An 18,199-nucleotide genomic window follows, 5' to 3' on the forward strand; every position below is an offset into this window, starting at 1 on the left:
CGGGGAAACAGATCATAATCACGCTCCTAGCCTGAGACGCGTGGAAAGGGCGTCGACGGACCGCGAAAGAGAAAATGGCCGAATGCGGGCCATCTAAATTCTATAGGTGTAAATCACGATGCCTGGATTTTTGATGCCTGCTTTCCTTTCGGCCCCATTCTCACCTCGAACGAGACTTTTTGATTTTCACGAAGGGACTTGAATCCGGTAGATTGAATCTCAGAAAAATGAGCGAAAAGGTCTTCACTGCCGTCATCGGGCTTGATGAAACCGAAGCCCTTTGTGTCATTGAACCACTTCACAGTACCTGTAGCCATTTGCTCGTCCTTTGAATTCGGCGTTACCAACAAAATGCTTCTAATATGAGGATGCACGACCGATGTCTGGACCGCGACCAACACATGATCGAAGGCCCTCGATGACTGACAGTTGCCAGAGAAAATTCCGTCCTTGCCCTATATGCATCGATGACCGTGGCGATTTTATTGGCCGTCAGACGAATACTCAACGAACTTCAAGTATCCGTATATAGACTCGCGTATGGCGTCTCCATCATCCGGGCATCGAACCAGGTCATAAACTAAAAAAAGGACGACTAGGCGAATCGGGACGCAAGGATGAGTTCATTCGATTTCCGACCCTGTGATTTGTTGTCGAACCTACGACGTCGAACCGCGACTCTCCGTCAAAAATTCTGGGTATCGAATGTATATACCAATGGAACCTTGAACAGTGTTCTGAGGTTTCGTTTAATCAGAAGTTAGTAGATTGAGCCTACTGGGAGCCGGTCGGCGTGCAGTCTCAGTGATCATTCATCAACGCAATGTCCGGTACCAGATAACCTGTATCGACCGGATTGCGTCGAGTGTCATCCTCACCTGGGATATCATCGGTCGCATCACCGGGCTCCCTATTTGAAGGTCGCAAACAATAGGAGGTCTTCACCAATGTCAATCTCCGGCTGGTTTATCCTCGCGCTGGCTCTTTCGATGTCCAACCTTCCATTCAGCACAGAAAAGGTCTTTGGCGTTATCTCCCTTAGGCGCGGCAAGAGATTCCGGGTATACATGTTGGAATTTGCATTGACGTATCTGATTCTGGCCGTTACGGCTTATGCGCTAGAGGCACGGGAGGGTATGGTGTTCGTCCAAGGTTGGCAATTCTACGTAATTACTGTAGCGCTGCTGGCGGTGTTCTCATTTCCAGGATTTGTATTCCGGTTTTTGCTCCGACACACATAGCTTTTCCCCCATGGGATGACGGAATGCACATCACGAGGACGGTCTGGCGCATAACAGGATGTCGATGGAGACACCGAATACTTGAGCGGTGTCTCCATCTCCCATGTCCTATGTTCCAGCCGGACGTGTTGCCCGGCTGCGCGGGCGCGGTTAGGGTGTTTGAAAATTCTCGGTGTTCAATATCGCGCTTACCGCGTCGCGCGTACGCACGAACTCGCTCTCGAAATCAAGCGTACGACGCGCGGTGGACATCGCCATCAGGATGTCCGTGCCACCATTCTCTGAACTCTTGAGCCAAAACCAGAGGCGGCGCTCGCGGACATAGAACATCGAGAAAACGCCGATCACGAGCAAAAGGCTGCCGATATAGACGAGCGTTTTACCCGGTGCGCGCGTCAACTGGAACGCCGACGCCTGCACCTGCGTGAAGGAATCGAGCTGAAGAAAGATCGGCGCGCCATAGTAGAAGCAGTCCGACAACGCATCAATTGAAGACCGGACAAACGACATATGTGACGGGTCCTGCTTCACCTCGGGTTCGCCATTTTCAATTCGCGAAAGTTGCCAGAGATCCCACATCACGCCATTGAGCGTGCGCAGAAACTGCGTGGCCGTTTCTTCCTGTTGCCCTTTGGGCTCTGACCGGTCAAGCAAATCGGCGATTGCCTGGAAGCCGCCCGCTGATGACACGGCGAGCGTGGGCGCCTTGCCTCCCTTAACACCGGCGAAATGATCCAGCAGTCGAGACACGTCCGTCTCAGCACGATTCTGAGTATCGGCCTCAGCATTCGAATACGAGCGCCGTACAAATCGAGCGACCGCCCGGCGACGCATGTCGGGACTTTCTAAGGCGGCTCGCAGGTTCATCCAGTCTCGCACTGAATTATGTTCGTCAGCGGGAATCCGAAGAAAACGGAATGGGTCGTTGAGGCTTAACCTCACGCCGGACAGAAACATACGCTGTCCCGAGATATCGACGGGAAGCATAAAAGTTTGATACTCGTGCGCCTGACCGTTAACGTCGCGCACCTTATATTGCATCGAGGGTCCGAGATTTCGCAGATGCGTAGGTTGATTGCTTTTCGCGCCCGAGCCGAGTCGCGCATCGATCTTATCAACCAGCGTATGTTCTTTTGGAGCCCGTCGCGCGCTATGGGAGTCGTCAGCATTGCTCGTATCTTCGACATTGATCGAACGAAAATCGGTGAATTCGACCGTCACTCCCTTTTCCTCTGCTGTCCGAAGACCAATATGCGTCATACCTCCGATCACACCCTTGAGCGGCTCTGTGGCTGCCGTCCTGCCTGCCATGGGCCACACTGTCATCGCAACCTTCGAACCGCCATCCTGGAAGCTCGACTGATAAATTGAAATTCCGTCGTAGGTGAACGGCTTGTTCACCTGAACGCGTGCCTGAACGTGCCTGCCCGTCTTACGATCCGTCACGACGATGTCACTTGCGAACAGCTTGGGCATACCCGTTGAATAGTAATCGACCACGAATCTGTTTAATTTTATTGAAAACGGCAAATCCTGGATCAGTGAACCGTCCCGCCGACTAAGTATCGCCGAGCTAGTTTGGTGCCCTTCGGATACGAGAGCGAACGCTCGGAACGCTGGGTTAGACGGCGATAGTCGATGGTCCGGTGAGATTGCGTCGATGTCAGTGTCTAGCTCGGTCGCCGTCTTGCCGAAGATCCACGTTTGTAATTGGATGGGAAGATTGCTGTCCAGAAGACCGCCTACACAGATCACCACAATCGCCACGTGTGCCGAAATGTAGCCCAATTTTGTAAGAGCACCTCGTTTGCCTGCGATGAGGATCTCTCCTGTACCGGTTTCACGGCTGACTAACCTATAGCCTAACTGGCGCCCGAGACGCATCAGAAGCTCTGCTGGATTGGCGCAACCTGTGGTGGTCGCATGGAACTCACACTTATGGCGGAATGCGCGAAGGCTCCGTTCGCGTACGCGATCTTTCCAGCTCCGCGCGTCCATGATCATGTTCGGAGCGTTATGAATGACGCAGAGTGAGACCGAGATCACGAGGAAGATCAAGATCAACATGAACCACCACGCCCCGTACACGTCGTACAGACCGAGGCCGCGGAAGACGTCAGCCCAGAATGGACCGAACTGGTTCACGTAGTTGGAGTATGGATCCTCTTGCGTGACGACAGTACCAATGACACTTGCAATCGCCAGTATCACGAGCGAAGCAATGGCAAAACGCATCGACCTGAGGAGGTCGACGACGCGCTTGAGTTCGTTTGCATTTGCACGAACTCCAAAGCAGATGCGGCCTTCGGCCGTCCGACGCTCGCTCAAGGGCACTCCTGATGTTTGGGGTTATGCGGGGGTGTGGAGGATTAGTATCCTCGTCATGTCGACCGGTCCTGGTCCTTCGCGCGGATAAAACCTATCGGGAATTCTGATTTCTACACCAGTTTATGGTGAGAACAAAGAGTAACGGACTATACGTGCGTATATGTTCGGTTGCGGCGCTTGTTATCAACATTCTGCGACCTTAAGTGCATGATTCATATACCCGTGGATCGTTGATTGATCGAGATCGAGAGTATTTAATGCGGTAGCCGACACAGGCTACGTACCGGGGCATCGCAGAGCGCGCTAGATCCCGGCTATCTCGTTCATGTATAGGAGAATCCAGATGTTGAAGAGACTCTCGGTCATTGGTGCCGTAGTGATTGCATGCACATCGTTGTTTAGCACCGGTGTTTGGGCTGACTCCGATGGTCAAGATCTTCCCACAGTAAAACGACAGCTTCCGCAATACACCGAAGATGGACAGCTATTACTTCCGAAGAACTTTCATCAATGGATCTACGTCGGCAGTCCGTTGACACCTAACGCTCTTAACGGCGGAAAGGCGAACTTTCCTGAGTATCATAACGTGTACATCGAACCGGGTTCGTACGCAATATACAAAAAGACCGGTGAATTTCCTGAAGGCACCATCTTCGTCAAGGAACTGCAGCTGACCGAGCCACAACAGTTCCCTGATGGATCAAGGAACGAGCCTTCGGGTCGTGGCTTTTTTCCTGGGAAGTTCAACGGCGCCGATGTCACCGTGAAGGATTCAAAGCGCTTCGCGGCAACGGACGGCTGGGGGTACTTCAATTTCAATCACTTTGAGCCCAAGGCAAAGATGGCAAAGGTTAAGGCGAAAGAGGAGTGTGCGTACTGCCATATCGCAAGTGCGAAGAAGGACGACGTGTGGACGCAGTTCTACCGCTTGCTCGACGATAATGGACACCTGAACCCCAATTACAAGCCGTAATCTCGGTAGGGTTGTGCGCCCGGTTATAGCTGCTGGTGGGCCCTACGGGGCATGTGATGGACCCCGTCGGCCAACCAGCGTTTTGCCGCACGTATGCTTCGACTCAATGCGAGATGTGCGTTGCTGTTTTTCGGCGGATGCAATGTCTGGTCCCGCAGATATCGACTCGCGTGTGGTAGCGGAATCCGCGCGAGAGAAATTGAGGCAGGAAATTCCCGCTCACGCCGTAGTAGTCAACATCGAGCCGCACACGCAAACTCAGAGTGAGGGAGTGCAAGTGTCGACGCGCGCTGCACATATTTCGCGCACCCAATACAGAGAGGGGCACCGTCGATTAGCTGGACGTGATTGACGGCGATCGAGCCGACGACATACTCCAGAAACGCGCTGTAGACATCCGAAAAACCACCTTATCGAGGGGATACCCGGGTATAGCACGCGTATACCAATCCCAAATTGACGCGGACTATTAGCGTGCGTCAAATTAGACGCAATAGTTTGCTGCACGTTTTTCACGAACCTGTCCTGAATTACGAACGGTGATACAAGTGAACGCTACCGAAGACGAGCAACAGGCTCTTGAACGCATCGTTCTGAACGGGCCGAAGGGAGCGATCGTTTTAGCAGGTGCCGCGACAGGCATCGTGGTCCTCATATGGATCGTGTTTTACGTACTCGTTTTCCTCCCGCGTGGCGTTATCCAATGAGCGACAATTTTCGGAAAGAATCGACGGTTGATTTGATCCATAGGATCGAACGCAACTGGGCGATCCTGATGTCGGCGATCATGCTCGTCCTCGTACTGACGGTCGTCTTCACAGGGTTGCATTGGGCAATGATGCCGCCATCAAGAGTAGAAACGATACGCATCGCATCCCTGCAAACAAATAGTGAGTTCGTCGAAAGTAATCTGGGGAGCGCGGGATCGACCGACGGGTCCGTTACTGTACGAATACTCGCACAACAGTATTCATTTACGCCTCAATGTATCCTGCTTCCTGCAAACACGCCTATTACTTTCAGAGCGACCAGTGCAGATGCGATTCACGGTATGTTGGTGACGGGGACTAACATCAACTCAATGGTCGAACCGGGCTACATATCCACGTTCAAAACCGTTTTTCCACGGCCGACCGAACATCTGATGCCCTGTCATGAATACTGCGGAACGGGCCATCAGGCAATGTGGGCGCACGTCAAAATCATAGATCGTGCGGCGTTCTTTGAAATGCTCAAGCGCAAGGGCGTGAACGGGAGGCTTGACTGTGTTAATTAACAAGCGGCTTGTGCTGTTGCATTTCTGGCTGGCGTTCGCGAGTTTCGCCGTTGCTCTGGTGTTAGGGGCCTGGCAGATGTACGTCAGAAGTCCACTACATCCGTGGATCAGAGATCCTGAAATCTATTACCGATCCGTCTCCGCACACGGTTCAATCATGGCGTATGTATTCCCGACGCTGGTCGCGATGGCCTTAGGATACGCAGTCATCGAGCTTTCGCTCAAGCGTGAGATTGTTGGGGTGAAGTGGGCCTGGGCCGGATTTGCCTCCGTTGCGTTGGGCTTTGTGCTGGCTGTTGTGGCGATAGCGAGGGGTACTGCGTCGGTGCTCTATACGTTTTATCCGCCGATGATTGGTAGCTCGATCTACTACATGGGCGTGGTCCTGATCGTCGTCGGGTCATGGGTATGGGTGGCCCTGATGGGTGTGAACCTCGCAGTATGGAAGCGCAAAAACCCGGGTGTTCCCGTTCCGCTCCCTATGTTCGCTTGCGTCGCGAGTGCGTATCTTTGGGGGTGGACGGCGGTCGGGGCAGCCATTGAAATCAGCTTTCAGATCCTACCTGTCGCGTTAGGATTGAAACACAATATCGACGCTGGTCTCGCGCGTGTTTTCTATTCATGGACACTTCACGCCATTGTGTACTTTTGGCTAATGCCAGCCTACATTGCGTATTACACGATCGTTCCGCGCGCGATCGGCGGGAGGCTTTATAGCGATTTGATGGCGCGCTTATCCTTCGTGATGTTTCTCGTGGTGTCGATGCCGATCGGTATACACCACCTGTTCGCCGATCCCCAAGTGGGTTCGGGCTTCAAATTTATGCATTCGGTTTTCACGGCTTTGGTTGCAATTCCCACGTTGCTGACGGTATTCACAATCTGCGCGTCGGTGGAAATCGCCGGAAGATTACGCGGCGGGAAGGGCGTCATCGGTTGGTTGAAGGCTCTTCCGTGGGACAACCCCATGATGCTTGCAATCACATTCTCGTTTGTGATGCTGGGTTTTGGCGGGGCAGGCGGACTCATCAACATGAGTTATCAGCTGGATTCGACCATACACAACACTCAATGGGTGACGGGGCATTTTCACCTCATCTTCGCTGGCGCTGTGGTGATCATGTACTTCGTAATCGCATATGACCTGTGGCCGCAAATCACCGGCCGCGCGATTACGGATATAAAGCTGATCCGCATCCAGCTATGGCTCTGGTTCATCGGTATCATGGTATTGACGATTCCATGGCATTTTGTAGGTATATTGGGGATGCCGAGAAGGATGGCGTACTTCGATTACTCGAACAGCGAGATCTCATCGCAGGCGCTGCCTGTGATCATGTCGGTCGTTGGCGGGTTCGTCTGTCTGATAGCAGGCGTTATTTTTATATTCATTCTCGCCCGCGCACACCGCTCAGCTGACAGCTTCGTTGAGGACTACAGCTTTAGTATCCCGATCCATTGGACCGAGAACGTTCCATCTGCGTTGAACGGTTTTCAGTTGTGGCTCGCCCTGATGATTGGTCTGACATTGTTCAACTATGGATATCCGATTGCCTCGCTGATCGCCCGTCCCGACACGACTGTCCCCGGAATCCCGATTGGTCAGGAGCATTGACATGGACGGGAAACCAGTTTTTTCCATGACGAACCGATGGCTGGTCGCCAGCGTGTTTGGAACCCTTGCCATCGCCGTCATCTCGGCGGCGACGGGATTTGTTCTCCTGCCCATGGCGCAGAGCGACCCGCAATTTCAAGGCATATGGAACGCGATCTGTAGTGCGGCCGGAGTATCCCGGCACTGGGCACAGAACGAATCAATCGTCTTTCCTGCAGTCGATCCGGTCAGCGCAGTCGCTATCACGCCGCGGACGCTCGCTAAAAACAACCCAGACGCAGTGCAACGTGGCGGGATTCTCGCGACCCGATGCGCCGGCTGCCACAATGCCTCTCAAGTCATTGCGCCACTTCTGGCCGGGCAAGACGCTGCCTTTGTGTACAAGCAACTCTCTGACTTCCAAAGCGGCGCGCGCACCAATGTAATAATGACCTCGATGGTCAAAGGATTAACCGATAGGGATATGCGTGACCTTGCACAGTACTTCGCGTCATCAGGACAATTGATCAGCGGCGACGCGAAAGGCATTGGAAGCGAGCCGCCCATCGTTGCTCATGGAAACCCCACAAAGAACGTCGTGTCGTGTGCTGTGTGTCATGGGGGTGTCGATCACAAGGCCGGGGCACCATTTCTGCAGGGTCTTTCCGCATCCTATCTGAGCGCTCAACTGAGTGCCTTTGCCGCAGGTCAACGACATAATGATGCCGGCGAGCAGATGAGAAACATCGCGCGGAACCTCACAAAAGCAGAGATAAACGATGCCGCGTCATACTACGCGCGCCTCAAAGATTCGGCTACAGATGGAACACGGAACTGACACCGTCGGCATCTTGCCGACATCGCCGGAATGAGTCGCTCCGCCTTCGCCGCGCAATTCATGAAAGCATTCGGCCAGTCGCCAATGGCCATGCTGAAGGTCGTGCGCTTGAAGAAAGCTACGGAATTGCTTGCTACGACCAGCTTTCCAGCGGCCGAAGTGGCGAAATGGTCGGCTTTTCGAGTCGAAGCAACTTCTCACTGGCATTTAAGTCACTGCACGGCTTGGACCCTGGTGCGTTCCGAAGCCGCCTTACCTCTGTCCACGAGCAGCCAAACCGGAGGCTCGGTATTATCCGGACACAGCGAGGGCTAGCCTCGCTCGGTCTCGGCGGTCGACGCAATGGAAAGCCGGGCTGATACGGGGTCTGCGTGGGTAAGGCCGCCTCGCGAATGCGATGTTCCAGAGTGAGGTGTGAATCATCGCTCATTACAAGGAAGACGAGGGAAGCTTCACGGTCTCGTCGTCCGTAGAGCTGGCCAGACGGCGCAGAACATCCCCTCGCGGTCGCACATCATACGACGATGGCAAGCCTACATTCTGCATCAGCAGGTGAAACGATTTGTCCGCAGCTTCGCGCTTATGGACGCCGCGACAGACATCCCGTCTGATCGATTTCGACTTGCTGATGACGTGTCGGATCACCCGAGCGCTCTTCGGACTTCAGGCTCCCGACTCGGTGATCGCACTGTAGACCAGTGTTCGCAACTGACGACGCACCGGGTGCGCGGACGACGGTAGCAGTTGGGTAAGGAAAAGCACGATCAGGTCCTCGTGCGGGTCGACCCAAAAGAAAGTACTGGCCGCACCTCCCCAAAAGAAATCGCCCGCGCTACCTGGAACCAGCGTATTCGCAGGCGTCATGGTGGTGGCAAACCCAAGGCCAAAGCCGACGCCTTCGTAAGCGGCCTCGCTGAACAGCGAGCGCGACAGACGTGGAAGGTCGAGACCACCCGGCAGATGGTTGACGGTCATCAGAGCCAGCGTCTTCGGCCCGAGCAGTCGCACGCCGTCCAGTTCGCCGCCACGGAGTAGCATCTGTGCGAACCGCATGTAGTCGGTGGCGGTCGATACAAGGCCGCCGCCGCCGGAGACGAAGGAGGGCGGCTTGAGGTACGGACTCGTACGCGGATCGTCCTGCAGCGTCGGCGCTTTCGCTGATACAACCTTTGAGCCGAGCGCGCCGATCGCGTAGCAGGCGCAGAACCGGGAGATTTTCGCCTCAGGCACGTAAAAGGCTGTGTCGACCATGCCCAAGGGATCGAAGATCCGTTCTTTCAGAAAAACCTCGAACGGCGTTCCGCTAACCTTACCGACGATATAGCCGAGCACGTCCGTCGAAACCGAATAATTCCATGCTTCGCCTGGCGAAAATTCAAGCGGCAACGTAGCCAGTTTCTCGATCATCTCGTCTAGCGTGCCCGCGTTCGCGAGCTCTCCCACCTTCAGCCTTCGATAGGCTGCGTCGACGTTAGTGTTTTGCTGAAAGCCGTAGGTCAACCCTGAGGTATGGCGCAGCAGATCGACCACGAGCATCGGGCGCAGCGGCGGTCGCGTCTGGAAGCTCTCCATAAACCCACCCGTGTAAACGCCGAGCTTTTCCCATGCCGGAATGTACTTGCTGACTGGATCATCCAGCGCAATCTTGCATTCCTCGACGAGCATCATGACCGCCACGGAAGTGATGGGCTTGGTCATCGAGTAGATACGGAAGATCGCATCTTCAGCTAGCGGCACCTTGCGCTCGCGGTCGGCAAGGCCAAGTATCGAATTCAGTGCGAGTTCGCCACGTCGCCAAACCTGAGTAACGGTGCCTGCCAGCTTGCCAGTGGCGATGTAGTTCGCGTCGATAAAACGTTCTATCCGCTCCAACCGTTCACGCGACATCCCCTGCTTTTCGTGGCGTCCTAAACCCGTGCTTTCTCCTTTGCTGAGCGTGGCAGCTACCCGGAACCCATTTGGCGTGAGTCCGGCCCGCAATTTGGATCATTCGGTGATTCTCGCCAAAAGTGAAGCTGATCTCAATCGTTCGGTGAAACAAGGGCGACGGGCAACTGTGCGCCTACACCGGTGCTTGGTGCATGAATAGCAACGCATGGGCCCGCTTTGCAGCGGGGATCGGCTTTGCGGTGAGGATCGTCGACCGGAAAGAACCGATGTCGTTGAATTGAACGTCTGGGATGACAAAGCTCCCCGCAAGCATGTCGGCGAGATACACGTGTACTTTAGCGGAAGAAAGGTCGCTTGGAGGCCGAGAATGGTCGATGAATTTCGAAGAATATGAATGCGACGGGCAGCACGCGTACGCGGATGTCGCCAACCGTGGCGGCTATCCTTACGGCCGCGATTAACGCCGAGCGGATCTTGCGGAGCATGCCTGTTTGGGCGCGAATCATGGCCTGGTGAGTTTTCCAAAACTTGGCTCTATGCGATATGCCATCGAATTCATAGTATGGGTGCCAGTGGCATTCCGCCGCTGGTACTTGGGAGCCTATGATGCCGATTCTTACCACCGACATGCGCGACGTCATCCAGCGCGCGATCCTTTCGTTCGTCGCGACAGTCAACGAGGATGGATCGCCGAACCTTTCGCCGAAGGCGTCGCTTGTCGCGCGCGACGACGCGCTGTTTTTTGCGGATATCGCCTCGCCTCAGACCATCAGGAATCTCCGACGCAATCCCGCAATTTCGATCAACGTCGTCGATGTCTTCGCACGACGTGGCTACCGCTTCAACGGGACGGCACGCGTCCTGCCTGATGGCGATCCTGATCGAACAGCCGTCGCCGAGTGGGTGTGGCAGACGAACGGTCAAGACTATCCGGTAAATCATGTCGTCCGTATCGACGTGCGTGATGCGCTGCCGTTACTTTCACCTGCCTATCGGTTCGGAGATGCGCCTTCGGAAGACGCGCTGCGCGAAACGTACATGGCGAAATACGGTGTCCAGCAACAGATGCAGGACACTCGCGGGCGCTGAGTGTACGTGCCACATGCGATTTCCGCCCGCTGATGCGGACACGGTCCGCAAATGACGCGAGTGGTGTCGCCGCGACGCGCACCGGCGGCGCCCCGCGATGTGCCGTGAACGAGCGGCGGGATTCGGTGTCGCGCGCGCGTCGCTTTCGGGCGGTTCACATGTCCGGACGATGGCATCGCGAACCAGCTCGAAATAGATGCTGTAGAAGTTGGTAGGCCCACATCGTTGGTATGTGTCAGCGATGCGAAGGTATATCGTGAATTCGGAAGTCGCACACTAAGATTACTTGAACAACGTAAAGGTGGTCACGATCTGTAATGCGGAACCGGTTGATCACGCCTGCGACACGAGTTCTATTCGCCTTGTGAGTAATCTGAAAGGAAATTGTTTGATATGCGGGTCATAGGCGGCGGAGGTCGACGCTTTGGGCTTTTCCGAAAATTCTAGTTCAGTCGTTCAAAAATGACTCCAAGGATACGTGTGTACCCACCTCTGCGTATCAGATGAACGGACTGCTATCCTTGGTTCATTTCGATCGAATCGAGCACGATGAAGGCGACATCCAATCCTGCTGGGCCTTCGCCGCCTGAGCCGCTCATTCAACGGATTTGGTTGCGCGTGTCGCACTGGCTCAATACATTAACCGCGCTCATCATGATGTGTTCCGGATGGCGCATTTACGATCGTCCCCGGTATTCGACGGCATTGTAATTCCACCGTTGATCTCGCTCGGCGGAGCGTTGTAGTCGCATTTTGCAAGGGTAAAGAGGAAGAGGAGAGCGACATGAAAGAGTCCCCCCAGATCGGCGACAGGATCACCGACAAATCAGCACCGCCCGATGAGCGCACTGTCCGCGGCTGGATCGGACCCGAGGCGTTCGAGCATTGGGCCGAGCTGCAGAGCTGGATCGAAGCATCCTACCCCGGTGTTTTCGCGCCGGATTGGCTCTATGGTGGCAAGAATCGCGGTTGGTCACTGCGCTACAAGAAGACGAGGGCGTTCTGCACCTTGCTGCCGGCATACAGGCTGTTTTCGGTTCTGGTGGTCTTGGGGCATGCAGAGCGAGAGAAGTTTGAGGAGCGGCGTTATTTCTGGAGCCCGCAATTGGTCAAGCTCTACGATGAAGCCCGACAGTACCCTGACGGGAAATGGTTGACTGTTGCGATCTCATCCGCAGATGATCGGCGTGAGGTGATGGAGCTTGTGAGTATGAAGCGCCCTCCGCTATCACGCGATTGAATGTCGCGGAAGTCCTCCAACCGGCGACACACTTCTCGGGCTCGATCGCACGGACGTTACGTGGCTACTTCTACGCTAGGCGCTATCCCGGGAAGACATGGGCGAGCGAGGTGGGGGCGACGATGCAACTGGATTTTGGGCCGAACCTGTCGACGAAGCACACCCGCAAGCAGTAATTTCCGGATGAGATGAGCCGCGTTGTGCCTTGGTCAAGGCTTATAGCACCGATCGAGCCGTACTACCCAAAGGACAAGACCGGAAGGCCGCCATTTCCAGCCGACAATGCTGCACGTCCGCTTCCTTCAGCAATGATTCGGGCTGTCAGACCCAGCGATGGAAGAACCGTTGCATGACGTGCCCGTCTTTCGCGAGTTTGCCGGGCTGGATTCATTATTCAGGCATGACGCGACTGCCGGATGAAAGCGATCCTGCGGTTGACCGGTTGTCGCCACGCAGACGGGTGAAGCAGGCGGCATGCGGGTGACCGTTGAGTCTTCGTGCCGCCGCTTCGTGGTTCTCATTCATCCAAGGCGTCGCGCTCGAGTCGCCCGCGAAGCCTAAAATATTCAGGCATCCGGTCGACCCTCTATTAGTCTAGACGCGAACCCCTAGCATGCCCGCCACGATGATTACAGTCCAAACCGAGCAAGCGGCGATCAGGGACCAGCAAATTCGGTTTGCTCTTTGGATACTTACGCCGTGAGCCAGCATAACGGTCCGCAGACCGCAAGCGATATGCGAAAGAACAAGCAATACACCGAGTGAATAGTGAGGGATCAGGCGCTCGGACCAGGCGTCGCGTATCAGCCCTGTCGGTTGATACGTTGCCCACGCGTAGTCGGTATCCGTTCCGAAGTAACGCGCGAGAATGAATACCGAATTAATATGCGAGGCAATGAAAATGACAAGATACGCGCCGGACGCCGTCTGGAGCGCTCCGAGAAAGTCCTGCTTGAGGCTGAGCTTCGGCGTCAACAGTACCAGACCACTGACGATTTGAAAGAAAAACAGTCCGATCAAAACAGGTTCAAGCCATCCCGCCCGATAGACACGGCGCAGTACGAGCATGACTGCCTTATGCACGTCGGTGCCGAAGATTCCCACTGCGTGATTACCCAGATGTGGAAACAGGTACACTGCAATGATGGCAACTGATGCCACACCGTGAAGCACGCGCACCCGACCTGTGTTCACATGTAGCCGCGAGAGAGCGGCATCGCTTCGGTCAGTGGAAAGCGCCAACAGGCTTCCGACAATCACGGCGCCCCACAACCCGAGCCATACCTTCCCATCTGCCCCGTTTATTTTCATCAGGTAAAGCAGAACCCCCACGATGACGTACAGTGGCGGTGAGGCAAATGTAAAGTGCGCAAGACGCCGCAAAATGACGGCTTGCCCGCCGCTTGCGTCGAGTCGGGCGAGGGACAACAGGCTGACAAACGCGCTCGCCGGCACCGCGTATACCAATGCAATAGCGAACAACGCGCCGGCAGCGCTGTGGTTACTGGTCGCCTCGTAGAATTTCGTGAGGTACCACGGATAGCCCAGCGCGAGCACGGTCGGTGCAAAGTGCCAATAAAGCGAGGAGGTCCGATCAGCTCGAGCAATCGTAGAGTTCATAGTGATGGTTCCAAATGTTTCAATTGCGTGCAGGCGCGGAGAGATGTCGTGTAGACGACGCCCGTAACGAGTCTAAGATTTTGCGGCTTGGAACGTGGGCCGAAATTGCCGGCATGAATTGGGCCATAAAGATCCATTCGTCTGGGAAAACGAATGTCCCAAGGAAAGGCGAGATTCAAGGAGGGAGACCGCGTGGACGACCTTTTGATCAAGCTGGACGGAGTGGGTCCGATCCAGCAGCAAGTGTACGAAGGCATCTACTCCGCGTTGGCAGACGGTCGACTGGAGCCAGGGCAACGCTTGCCGGCGTCGCGAACATGGGCGCTCCAACTCGGGGTGTCTCGAAACACGATAAGAGAGGCGACCGCCGCGTTGATAGCGGAGGGCTGGATCGAGACTCGTGTCGGCTCCGGCTTATACGTGCGCGCCACTCCTCCACAGAGCAATGTTCTTGCTACAAGCTCCGAGCCCCGACTACGGCTAGCCGAGTGGTCAGAGCGTCTTCCTGTCACGACATTTGTGCTGCACGACAAGGACGTGGATGTAGATTTTCGTCCCGGCAAAGTTTCCGACGAAGCCGAACAGGTATTTCGGCGCAGGCGCTTAGCCCGATGGCCCGCCGATATGGAGCCGGGGCACCTTTCTGAATATGGCCCGCCAGAGGGAGATGTCAGGCTGCGCGATCGGATTGCCACCTACTTGCGTCAATCGCGATCGGTTCGTTGTACTGGGGCGAATGTCGTTATTACCACCGGCACTCATCAGTCACTTGATCTTCTGTCGAGACTATTGCTGGGTCCGGGCACCTCGTTCGCCGTGGAGGATCCGGGCTTTCCCATCGTGACTCAGATTGCGCGGCTATCCGGCTCCGAACCGTTTCGACTTCAAGTCGACGAACAAGGAGTCAAGGTCGAGGAAATTCCAGAGGGAATCGCTGGACTGTACTGCACGCCGAATCACCAGTTTCCGTTGGGGGTTACGCTCTCGCCGGCGCGACGGAAAGCGCTGCTTGCACGCGCGGCGAAAGATGATTTCGTTATCCTCGAAGACGACTACGACTGCGAGTTTTACTACGGAAAAATGCCATCCCCATGCCTGCAGTCGGCCGATAGGGAACAACGTGTGATTTATCTCGGTTCCCTGTCAAAGACCCTGGCACCGGCTTTCCGGCTTGGGTTCATTGTCGCGCCTCCCTGGCTGCTCGACAGCCTTAGAAGGGCAAAATGGATAGTAGACAGGCAAACGTCCATGCATGTCCAGAATACCTTGTTGCAGTTCATGATAAGCGGCGATTTCGCTTCCCACCTGAACGGCATGCGTTCGGAATACAAGCAACGACGCGCGACTCTGCTTGAAGCAATCCGCGATCGTCTCTCGACATGGCTGACTCCCTTGGAGTCGACGTGCGGCCTGCACATTTCCACGCGCGTGAACGCCGGCTACGACATTGACGCGCTGTGTCGTATAGCGGACGAGGAAGGTGTCGGTATATATAGGGGCGATATATTTTCCAGCGCGGGACAAGCGTCCGATGTACTGGTTTTCGGCTTTGGCGGGACACCAGTACAACAAATCACGAAGGGTATCAGTCTGCTCGCCTCGGGTTGGCAAAGCGAAACCCAATCTCTTGCCCGCACATCCAGCAAATGAACAACTTGATGCGGCTCCCCTTCGAGAGTATTACCGACCATGCGCTGTGCGAGAAATAGCCGGATTCCGCTCTCAGATCAGCGTGGTGCCCACCAACGAAAAGCTCGCCACCGTAGTACGCTCCTCCACCTTTAGGAAACAAGGTGGCTCCGAGCCCGATTTGCACGCAGTGCCCCGCAAAACAATATTTCATGTGAGGGCGCGAATCATGTTCCAGCGGCACGGATGACCACTCTTATCTCGCGATCCGCTCCGCGACTTTGCGAATGAACGGAGCCGCTGTCACGACAACCGGAAGCATGGTCAGCCACGAAACGCTCCATGACGTTAGCCAATGCGGGACGAACATGCCACCTTTGACAAACGGAATGCTTGCGATAGCGGCGGCAATTGCACTAGTCAGTCCCGCTTGAAGAACGCCAAAGACGAAGTGACTATGACGAGACGAGATCTTCAGCATACGGATCACCCTTCGTTTATGTTCGACGCCGTGTGTTTTCACGTCGTCGTATTGAGAGTCTTCACTGTAGGCCAATCTGATGCATTTGATCAGGTCTTGCCGACTCAATAACATGCTCGTCCGTATCATCGCGAGGACGGCTCCGCCAGCATGGTACATAAAAAAATTCCAATTCTTGGTCCTTTCTTGTGATCCTGTACGGATCAACAATACAGGTTCCGCATGGAGAAACGACTCATGAATAGTGGGAGCTAGCGGGATTGATGTGTGGTTACTGGCGTGTGCGTGGTATCGCCATGGAACGCATTTGGCCTGGCGCGGTGCGTCAAAAAGGCCGGATTGCGCCCGCAACCGACGGGGCGCGCCCAACGTCCTGAACAAGATCTACCTGAATGCCGCACACGACCTTACACCGCACGAACGACGTTCTCGATCAGCGCCTTTCCGTGCTGAGCGCCGGGCCACGACGCGACGCGCTGATGCGCGGTCTGCGTGGCATCGAAAAGGAAAGCCTGCGCGTGACGCGCGACGGCCGCCTCGCTCTTTCGGCCCATCCGACCGCACTCGGCTCGGCGCTGACGCATCCGTCGCTGACGACCGACTATTCTGAAGCACTACTCGAAATCATCACAGCCACCGAGCCCGACGTGGCCGCGACGCTTGAACGCCTCGACGAACTGCATCGCTACGTGTACGCGGCACTCGATCGCCAGCGGGAAATTCTATGGAACCAGTCGATGCCCGGTCTGCTGCCCGACACCGATGACGGCATTCCGATCGCGCACTATGGCACGTCGAGCGTCGGGCGCCGCAAGTACGTGTACCGCGTCGGTCTCGGGTTGCGCTACGGGCGCACGATGCAGTGCATCGCAGGCATCCACTACAACTATTCGCTTGACGAAGAAGTGTGGCGCGTACTGCACGCGGACCAGCAGTCGACTGCGACGCAGACCGATTACCAGTCCGACCGCTACCTCGCGCTGATCCGTAACTTCTGCCGAACGAGCTGGCTCCTGATGTACCTGTTCGGCGCGTCGCCGGCGCTCGACGCGCGCTTTCTGCGCAGCCGCTCGCACAAGCTCGAATCGTTCGACACCGACACGCTGTATCTACCGTACGCGACGAGCCTAAGGATGAGCGACCTCGGCTATTCGAACATGACTGGCGAGGCCGCGCTGCGCGCCGACTATGACACGCTGCCGGGCTATCTCGGTGCGCTCGCCGACGCGGTGAACCGGCCGTATCCGCCGTATGAAGCGATCGGCACGCATCGCGACGGTGAGCGGGTGCAGATCAACACGAACGTGCTGCAAATCGAAAACGAGTTCTACTCGACGATCCGGCCGAAGCGCGTCACATATCCGGGCGAGCGTCCGTTGCATGCGCTCGCCGCGCGCGGGGTGCAGTACGTCGAAGTGCGCTGCATGGACATCGATCCGTTCGAGCCGACCGGCATCGCGCTCGACACTGCGCGTTTTCTGGATGCATACCTGCTCGCGTGCGCACTCGACGAGAGTCCATTCCTGCCCGCGCCCGCTTATGCGGAAGCGAACGAGAACTTCTTGATCGTTGCAAAGGAGGGCCGACGTCCGGGTCTTCACCTGACGCGTGAAGGCATCGGCGTGCCGATGCGCGACTGGGCCGACGAGTTGTTGGCAAAGATCGAACGCACGGCCGCCGCGCTCGATGCGCTGCGCGGCGACGATGCACACGCGCGGGCGGTCGCCACGCAGCGCGCGAAACTCGCCGATCCGTTGCTCACACCGTCAGCGCGCGTGCTGCAGACGATGCGCGACAACGGTCAGAGCTATCTGCAGTTCGGGTTAGCGCAGAGCGAACGACATGCGGCGGATTTTCTGTCGCGTCCGCTCGATGTGGCGACTGCCCGGCAACTCGAAACGCTCGCGCGCGAATCGCTCGACGAGCAGGCGAAACTTGAAAGCGACGAAGTTGCTTCGTTCGATGCATTCGTTGCGGCCGTGCCGCAATAGCATTGGGGC

At 55.9% G+C, this 18,199-nt stretch carries 16 protein-coding genes and 1 pseudogene; 12 read left to right on the plus strand and 5 right to left on the minus strand.

Going from position 1 to position 18,199, the window contains the following annotated elements; all coding sequences use genetic code 11:
* Positions 1-113 precede the first annotated feature (113 nt).
* Entirely contained in the window at positions 114-317 is a 204-nt protein-coding gene (locus VSR68_RS10575; RefSeq protein ID WP_342939780.1) for a cold-shock protein, read from the minus strand.
* Positions 318-947: 630 nt separating this feature from the next.
* Here VSR68_RS10575 and VSR68_RS10580 point away from each other — a divergent pair.
* Positions 948-1,241 (plus strand): DUF2818 family protein, encoded by a 294-nt coding sequence (locus VSR68_RS10580; protein ID WP_342939781.1) that lies wholly within the window; start codon positions 948-950, stop codon positions 1,239-1,241.
* A 150-nt stretch (positions 1,242-1,391) separates the two neighbouring features.
* Here the strand turns inward: VSR68_RS10580 and VSR68_RS10585 are convergent, their stop codons facing one another.
* Complete coding sequence (locus tag VSR68_RS10585) at positions 1,392-3,476, minus strand: cytochrome c biogenesis protein ResB (protein WP_342939867.1); 2,085 nt, start codon at positions 3,474-3,476, stop codon at positions 1,392-1,394.
* 436 nt (positions 3,477-3,912) lie between these two features.
* Between VSR68_RS10585 and VSR68_RS10590 the strand changes: the two genes are divergently transcribed.
* The 6 genes from VSR68_RS10590 (at position 3,913) to VSR68_RS10615 (ending at position 8,565) form a co-directional block, all read left to right on the plus strand.
* The gene (locus tag VSR68_RS10590; protein ID WP_342939782.1) at positions 3,913-4,542 is read left to right on the plus strand and encodes a cytochrome P460 family protein; all 630 of its coding nucleotides are present in this window, start codon (positions 3,913-3,915) and stop codon (positions 4,540-4,542) included.
* Positions 4,543-5,090: 548 nt separating this feature from the next.
* On the plus strand, positions 5,091-5,249 hold the full coding sequence (locus VSR68_RS10595) for a hypothetical protein (RefSeq protein WP_342939783.1): 159 nt from the start codon (positions 5,091-5,093) through the stop codon (positions 5,247-5,249).
* The gene (locus VSR68_RS10600; RefSeq protein ID WP_342939784.1) at positions 5,246-5,818 is read left to right on the plus strand and encodes a cytochrome C oxidase subunit II; all 573 of its coding nucleotides are present in this window, start codon (positions 5,246-5,248) and stop codon (positions 5,816-5,818) included. Before VSR68_RS10595 ends, VSR68_RS10600 begins: the two co-directional genes overlap by 4 nt.
* The gene (locus VSR68_RS10605; RefSeq protein ID WP_342939868.1) at positions 5,808-7,433 is read left to right on the plus strand and encodes a b(o/a)3-type cytochrome-c oxidase subunit 1; all 1,626 of its coding nucleotides are present in this window, start codon (positions 5,808-5,810) and stop codon (positions 7,431-7,433) included. Before VSR68_RS10600 ends, VSR68_RS10605 begins: the two co-directional genes overlap by 11 nt.
* A 1-nt stretch (position 7,434) precedes the next feature.
* Positions 7,435-8,250, plus strand: a complete 816-nt coding sequence (locus VSR68_RS10610) for a c-type cytochrome (protein ID WP_342939785.1) — start codon at positions 7,435-7,437, stop codon at positions 8,248-8,250.
* Between the two features lie 30 nt (positions 8,251-8,280).
* Positions 8,281-8,565 (plus strand): hypothetical protein, encoded by a 285-nt coding sequence (locus VSR68_RS10615; protein WP_342939786.1) that lies wholly within the window; start codon positions 8,281-8,283, stop codon positions 8,563-8,565.
* Between the two features lie 348 nt (positions 8,566-8,913).
* On the opposite strand, the gene VSR68_RS10620 is transcribed toward VSR68_RS10615, so the two are convergent.
* Positions 8,914-10,137 carry a serine hydrolase domain-containing protein gene (locus tag VSR68_RS10620; protein WP_342939787.1) on the minus strand — a complete coding sequence of 408 codons (1,224 nt, stop codon included), beginning with the start codon at positions 10,135-10,137 and terminating at the stop codon, positions 8,914-8,916.
* Between the two features lie 606 nt (positions 10,138-10,743).
* On the opposite strand from VSR68_RS10620, the gene VSR68_RS10625 reads away from it, so the two are divergent.
* From VSR68_RS10625 to VSR68_RS10640, 3 genes and pseudogenes are all read left to right on the plus strand, one after another.
* Positions 10,744-11,229 carry a pyridoxamine 5'-phosphate oxidase family protein gene (locus VSR68_RS10625; protein WP_342939788.1) on the plus strand — a complete coding sequence of 162 codons (486 nt, stop codon included), beginning with the start codon at positions 10,744-10,746 and terminating at the stop codon, positions 11,227-11,229.
* A gap of 784 nt (positions 11,230-12,013) precedes the next feature.
* A complete protein-coding gene (locus VSR68_RS10635) occupies positions 12,014-12,469 on the plus strand; it encodes a DUF3788 domain-containing protein (protein WP_342939789.1) in 456 nt (151 codons plus the stop codon).
* A gap of 122 nt (positions 12,470-12,591) precedes the next feature.
* Positions 12,592-12,862, plus strand: a pseudogene (locus tag VSR68_RS10640) (transposase); the annotation flags it as partial.
* Positions 12,863-13,063: 201 nt separating this feature from the next.
* Here the strand turns inward: VSR68_RS10640 and VSR68_RS10645 are convergent.
* On the minus strand, positions 13,064-14,089 hold the full coding sequence (locus VSR68_RS10645) for a hypothetical protein (protein ID WP_342939790.1): 1,026 nt from the start codon (positions 14,087-14,089) through the stop codon (positions 13,064-13,066).
* A gap of 192 nt (positions 14,090-14,281) precedes the next feature.
* On the opposite strand from VSR68_RS10645, the gene VSR68_RS10650 reads away from it, so the two are divergent.
* Complete coding sequence (locus VSR68_RS10650) at positions 14,282-15,739, plus strand: PLP-dependent aminotransferase family protein (RefSeq protein WP_342939791.1); 1,458 nt, start codon at positions 14,282-14,284, stop codon at positions 15,737-15,739.
* A gap of 235 nt (positions 15,740-15,974) precedes the next feature.
* Here the strand turns inward: VSR68_RS10650 and VSR68_RS10655 are convergent, their stop codons facing one another.
* The gene (locus VSR68_RS10655) at positions 15,975-16,358 is read right to left on the minus strand and encodes a DUF2798 domain-containing protein (RefSeq protein WP_342939792.1); all 384 of its coding nucleotides are present in this window, start codon (positions 16,356-16,358) and stop codon (positions 15,975-15,977) included.
* A gap of 233 nt (positions 16,359-16,591) precedes the next feature.
* Between VSR68_RS10655 and gshA the strand changes: the two genes are divergently transcribed.
* Positions 16,592-18,190, plus strand: coding sequence for a glutamate--cysteine ligase (gene gshA, locus VSR68_RS10660; protein ID WP_342939793.1), 1,599 nt, complete (start codon positions 16,592-16,594; stop codon positions 18,188-18,190).
* The last annotated feature ends 9 nt before the right edge of the window (positions 18,191-18,199 follow it).

This window comes from Paraburkholderia phymatum (assembly GCF_038900715.1).
Classification (GTDB): domain Bacteria; phylum Pseudomonadota; class Gammaproteobacteria; order Burkholderiales; family Burkholderiaceae; genus Paraburkholderia; species Paraburkholderia phymatum_A.

What these genes read in the sequence shown, in the direction of transcription:
- VSR68_RS10580 (WP_342939781.1), top strand. Translation starts at nt 948, where the DNA reads ATGTCAATCTCCGGCTGGTTTATCCTCGCGCTGGCTCTTTCGATGTCC.
- VSR68_RS10575 (WP_342939780.1), bottom strand. Translation starts at nt 317, where the DNA reads ATGGCTACAGGTACTGTGAAGTGGTTCAATGACACAAAGGGCTTCGGT.
- VSR68_RS10585 (WP_342939867.1), bottom strand. Translation starts at nt 3,476, where the DNA reads ATGCGTTTTGCCATTGCTTCGCTCGTGATACTGGCGATTGCAAGTGTC.
- VSR68_RS10655 (WP_342939792.1), bottom strand. Translation starts at nt 16,358, where the DNA reads ATGTACCATGCTGGCGGAGCCGTCCTCGCGATGATACGGACGAGCATG.
- VSR68_RS10615 (WP_342939786.1), top strand. Translation starts at nt 8,281, where the DNA reads ATGAGTCGCTCCGCCTTCGCCGCGCAATTCATGAAAGCATTCGGCCAG.
- VSR68_RS10590 (WP_342939782.1), top strand. Translation starts at nt 3,913, where the DNA reads ATGTTGAAGAGACTCTCGGTCATTGGTGCCGTAGTGATTGCATGCACA.
- VSR68_RS10645 (WP_342939790.1), bottom strand. Translation starts at nt 14,089, where the DNA reads ATGAACTCTACGATTGCTCGAGCTGATCGGACCTCCTCGCTTTATTGG.
- VSR68_RS10620 (WP_342939787.1), bottom strand. Translation starts at nt 10,137, where the DNA reads ATGTCGCGTGAACGGTTGGAGCGGATAGAACGTTTTATCGACGCGAAC.
- VSR68_RS10600 (WP_342939784.1), top strand. Translation starts at nt 5,246, where the DNA reads ATGAGCGACAATTTTCGGAAAGAATCGACGGTTGATTTGATCCATAGG.
- VSR68_RS10635 (WP_342939789.1), top strand. Translation starts at nt 12,014, where the DNA reads ATGAAAGAGTCCCCCCAGATCGGCGACAGGATCACCGACAAATCAGCA.
- VSR68_RS10625 (WP_342939788.1), top strand. Translation starts at nt 10,744, where the DNA reads ATGATGCCGATTCTTACCACCGACATGCGCGACGTCATCCAGCGCGCG.
- VSR68_RS10610 (WP_342939785.1), top strand. Translation starts at nt 7,435, where the DNA reads ATGGACGGGAAACCAGTTTTTTCCATGACGAACCGATGGCTGGTCGCC.
- gshA (WP_342939793.1), top strand. Translation starts at nt 16,592, where the DNA reads ATGCCGCACACGACCTTACACCGCACGAACGACGTTCTCGATCAGCGC.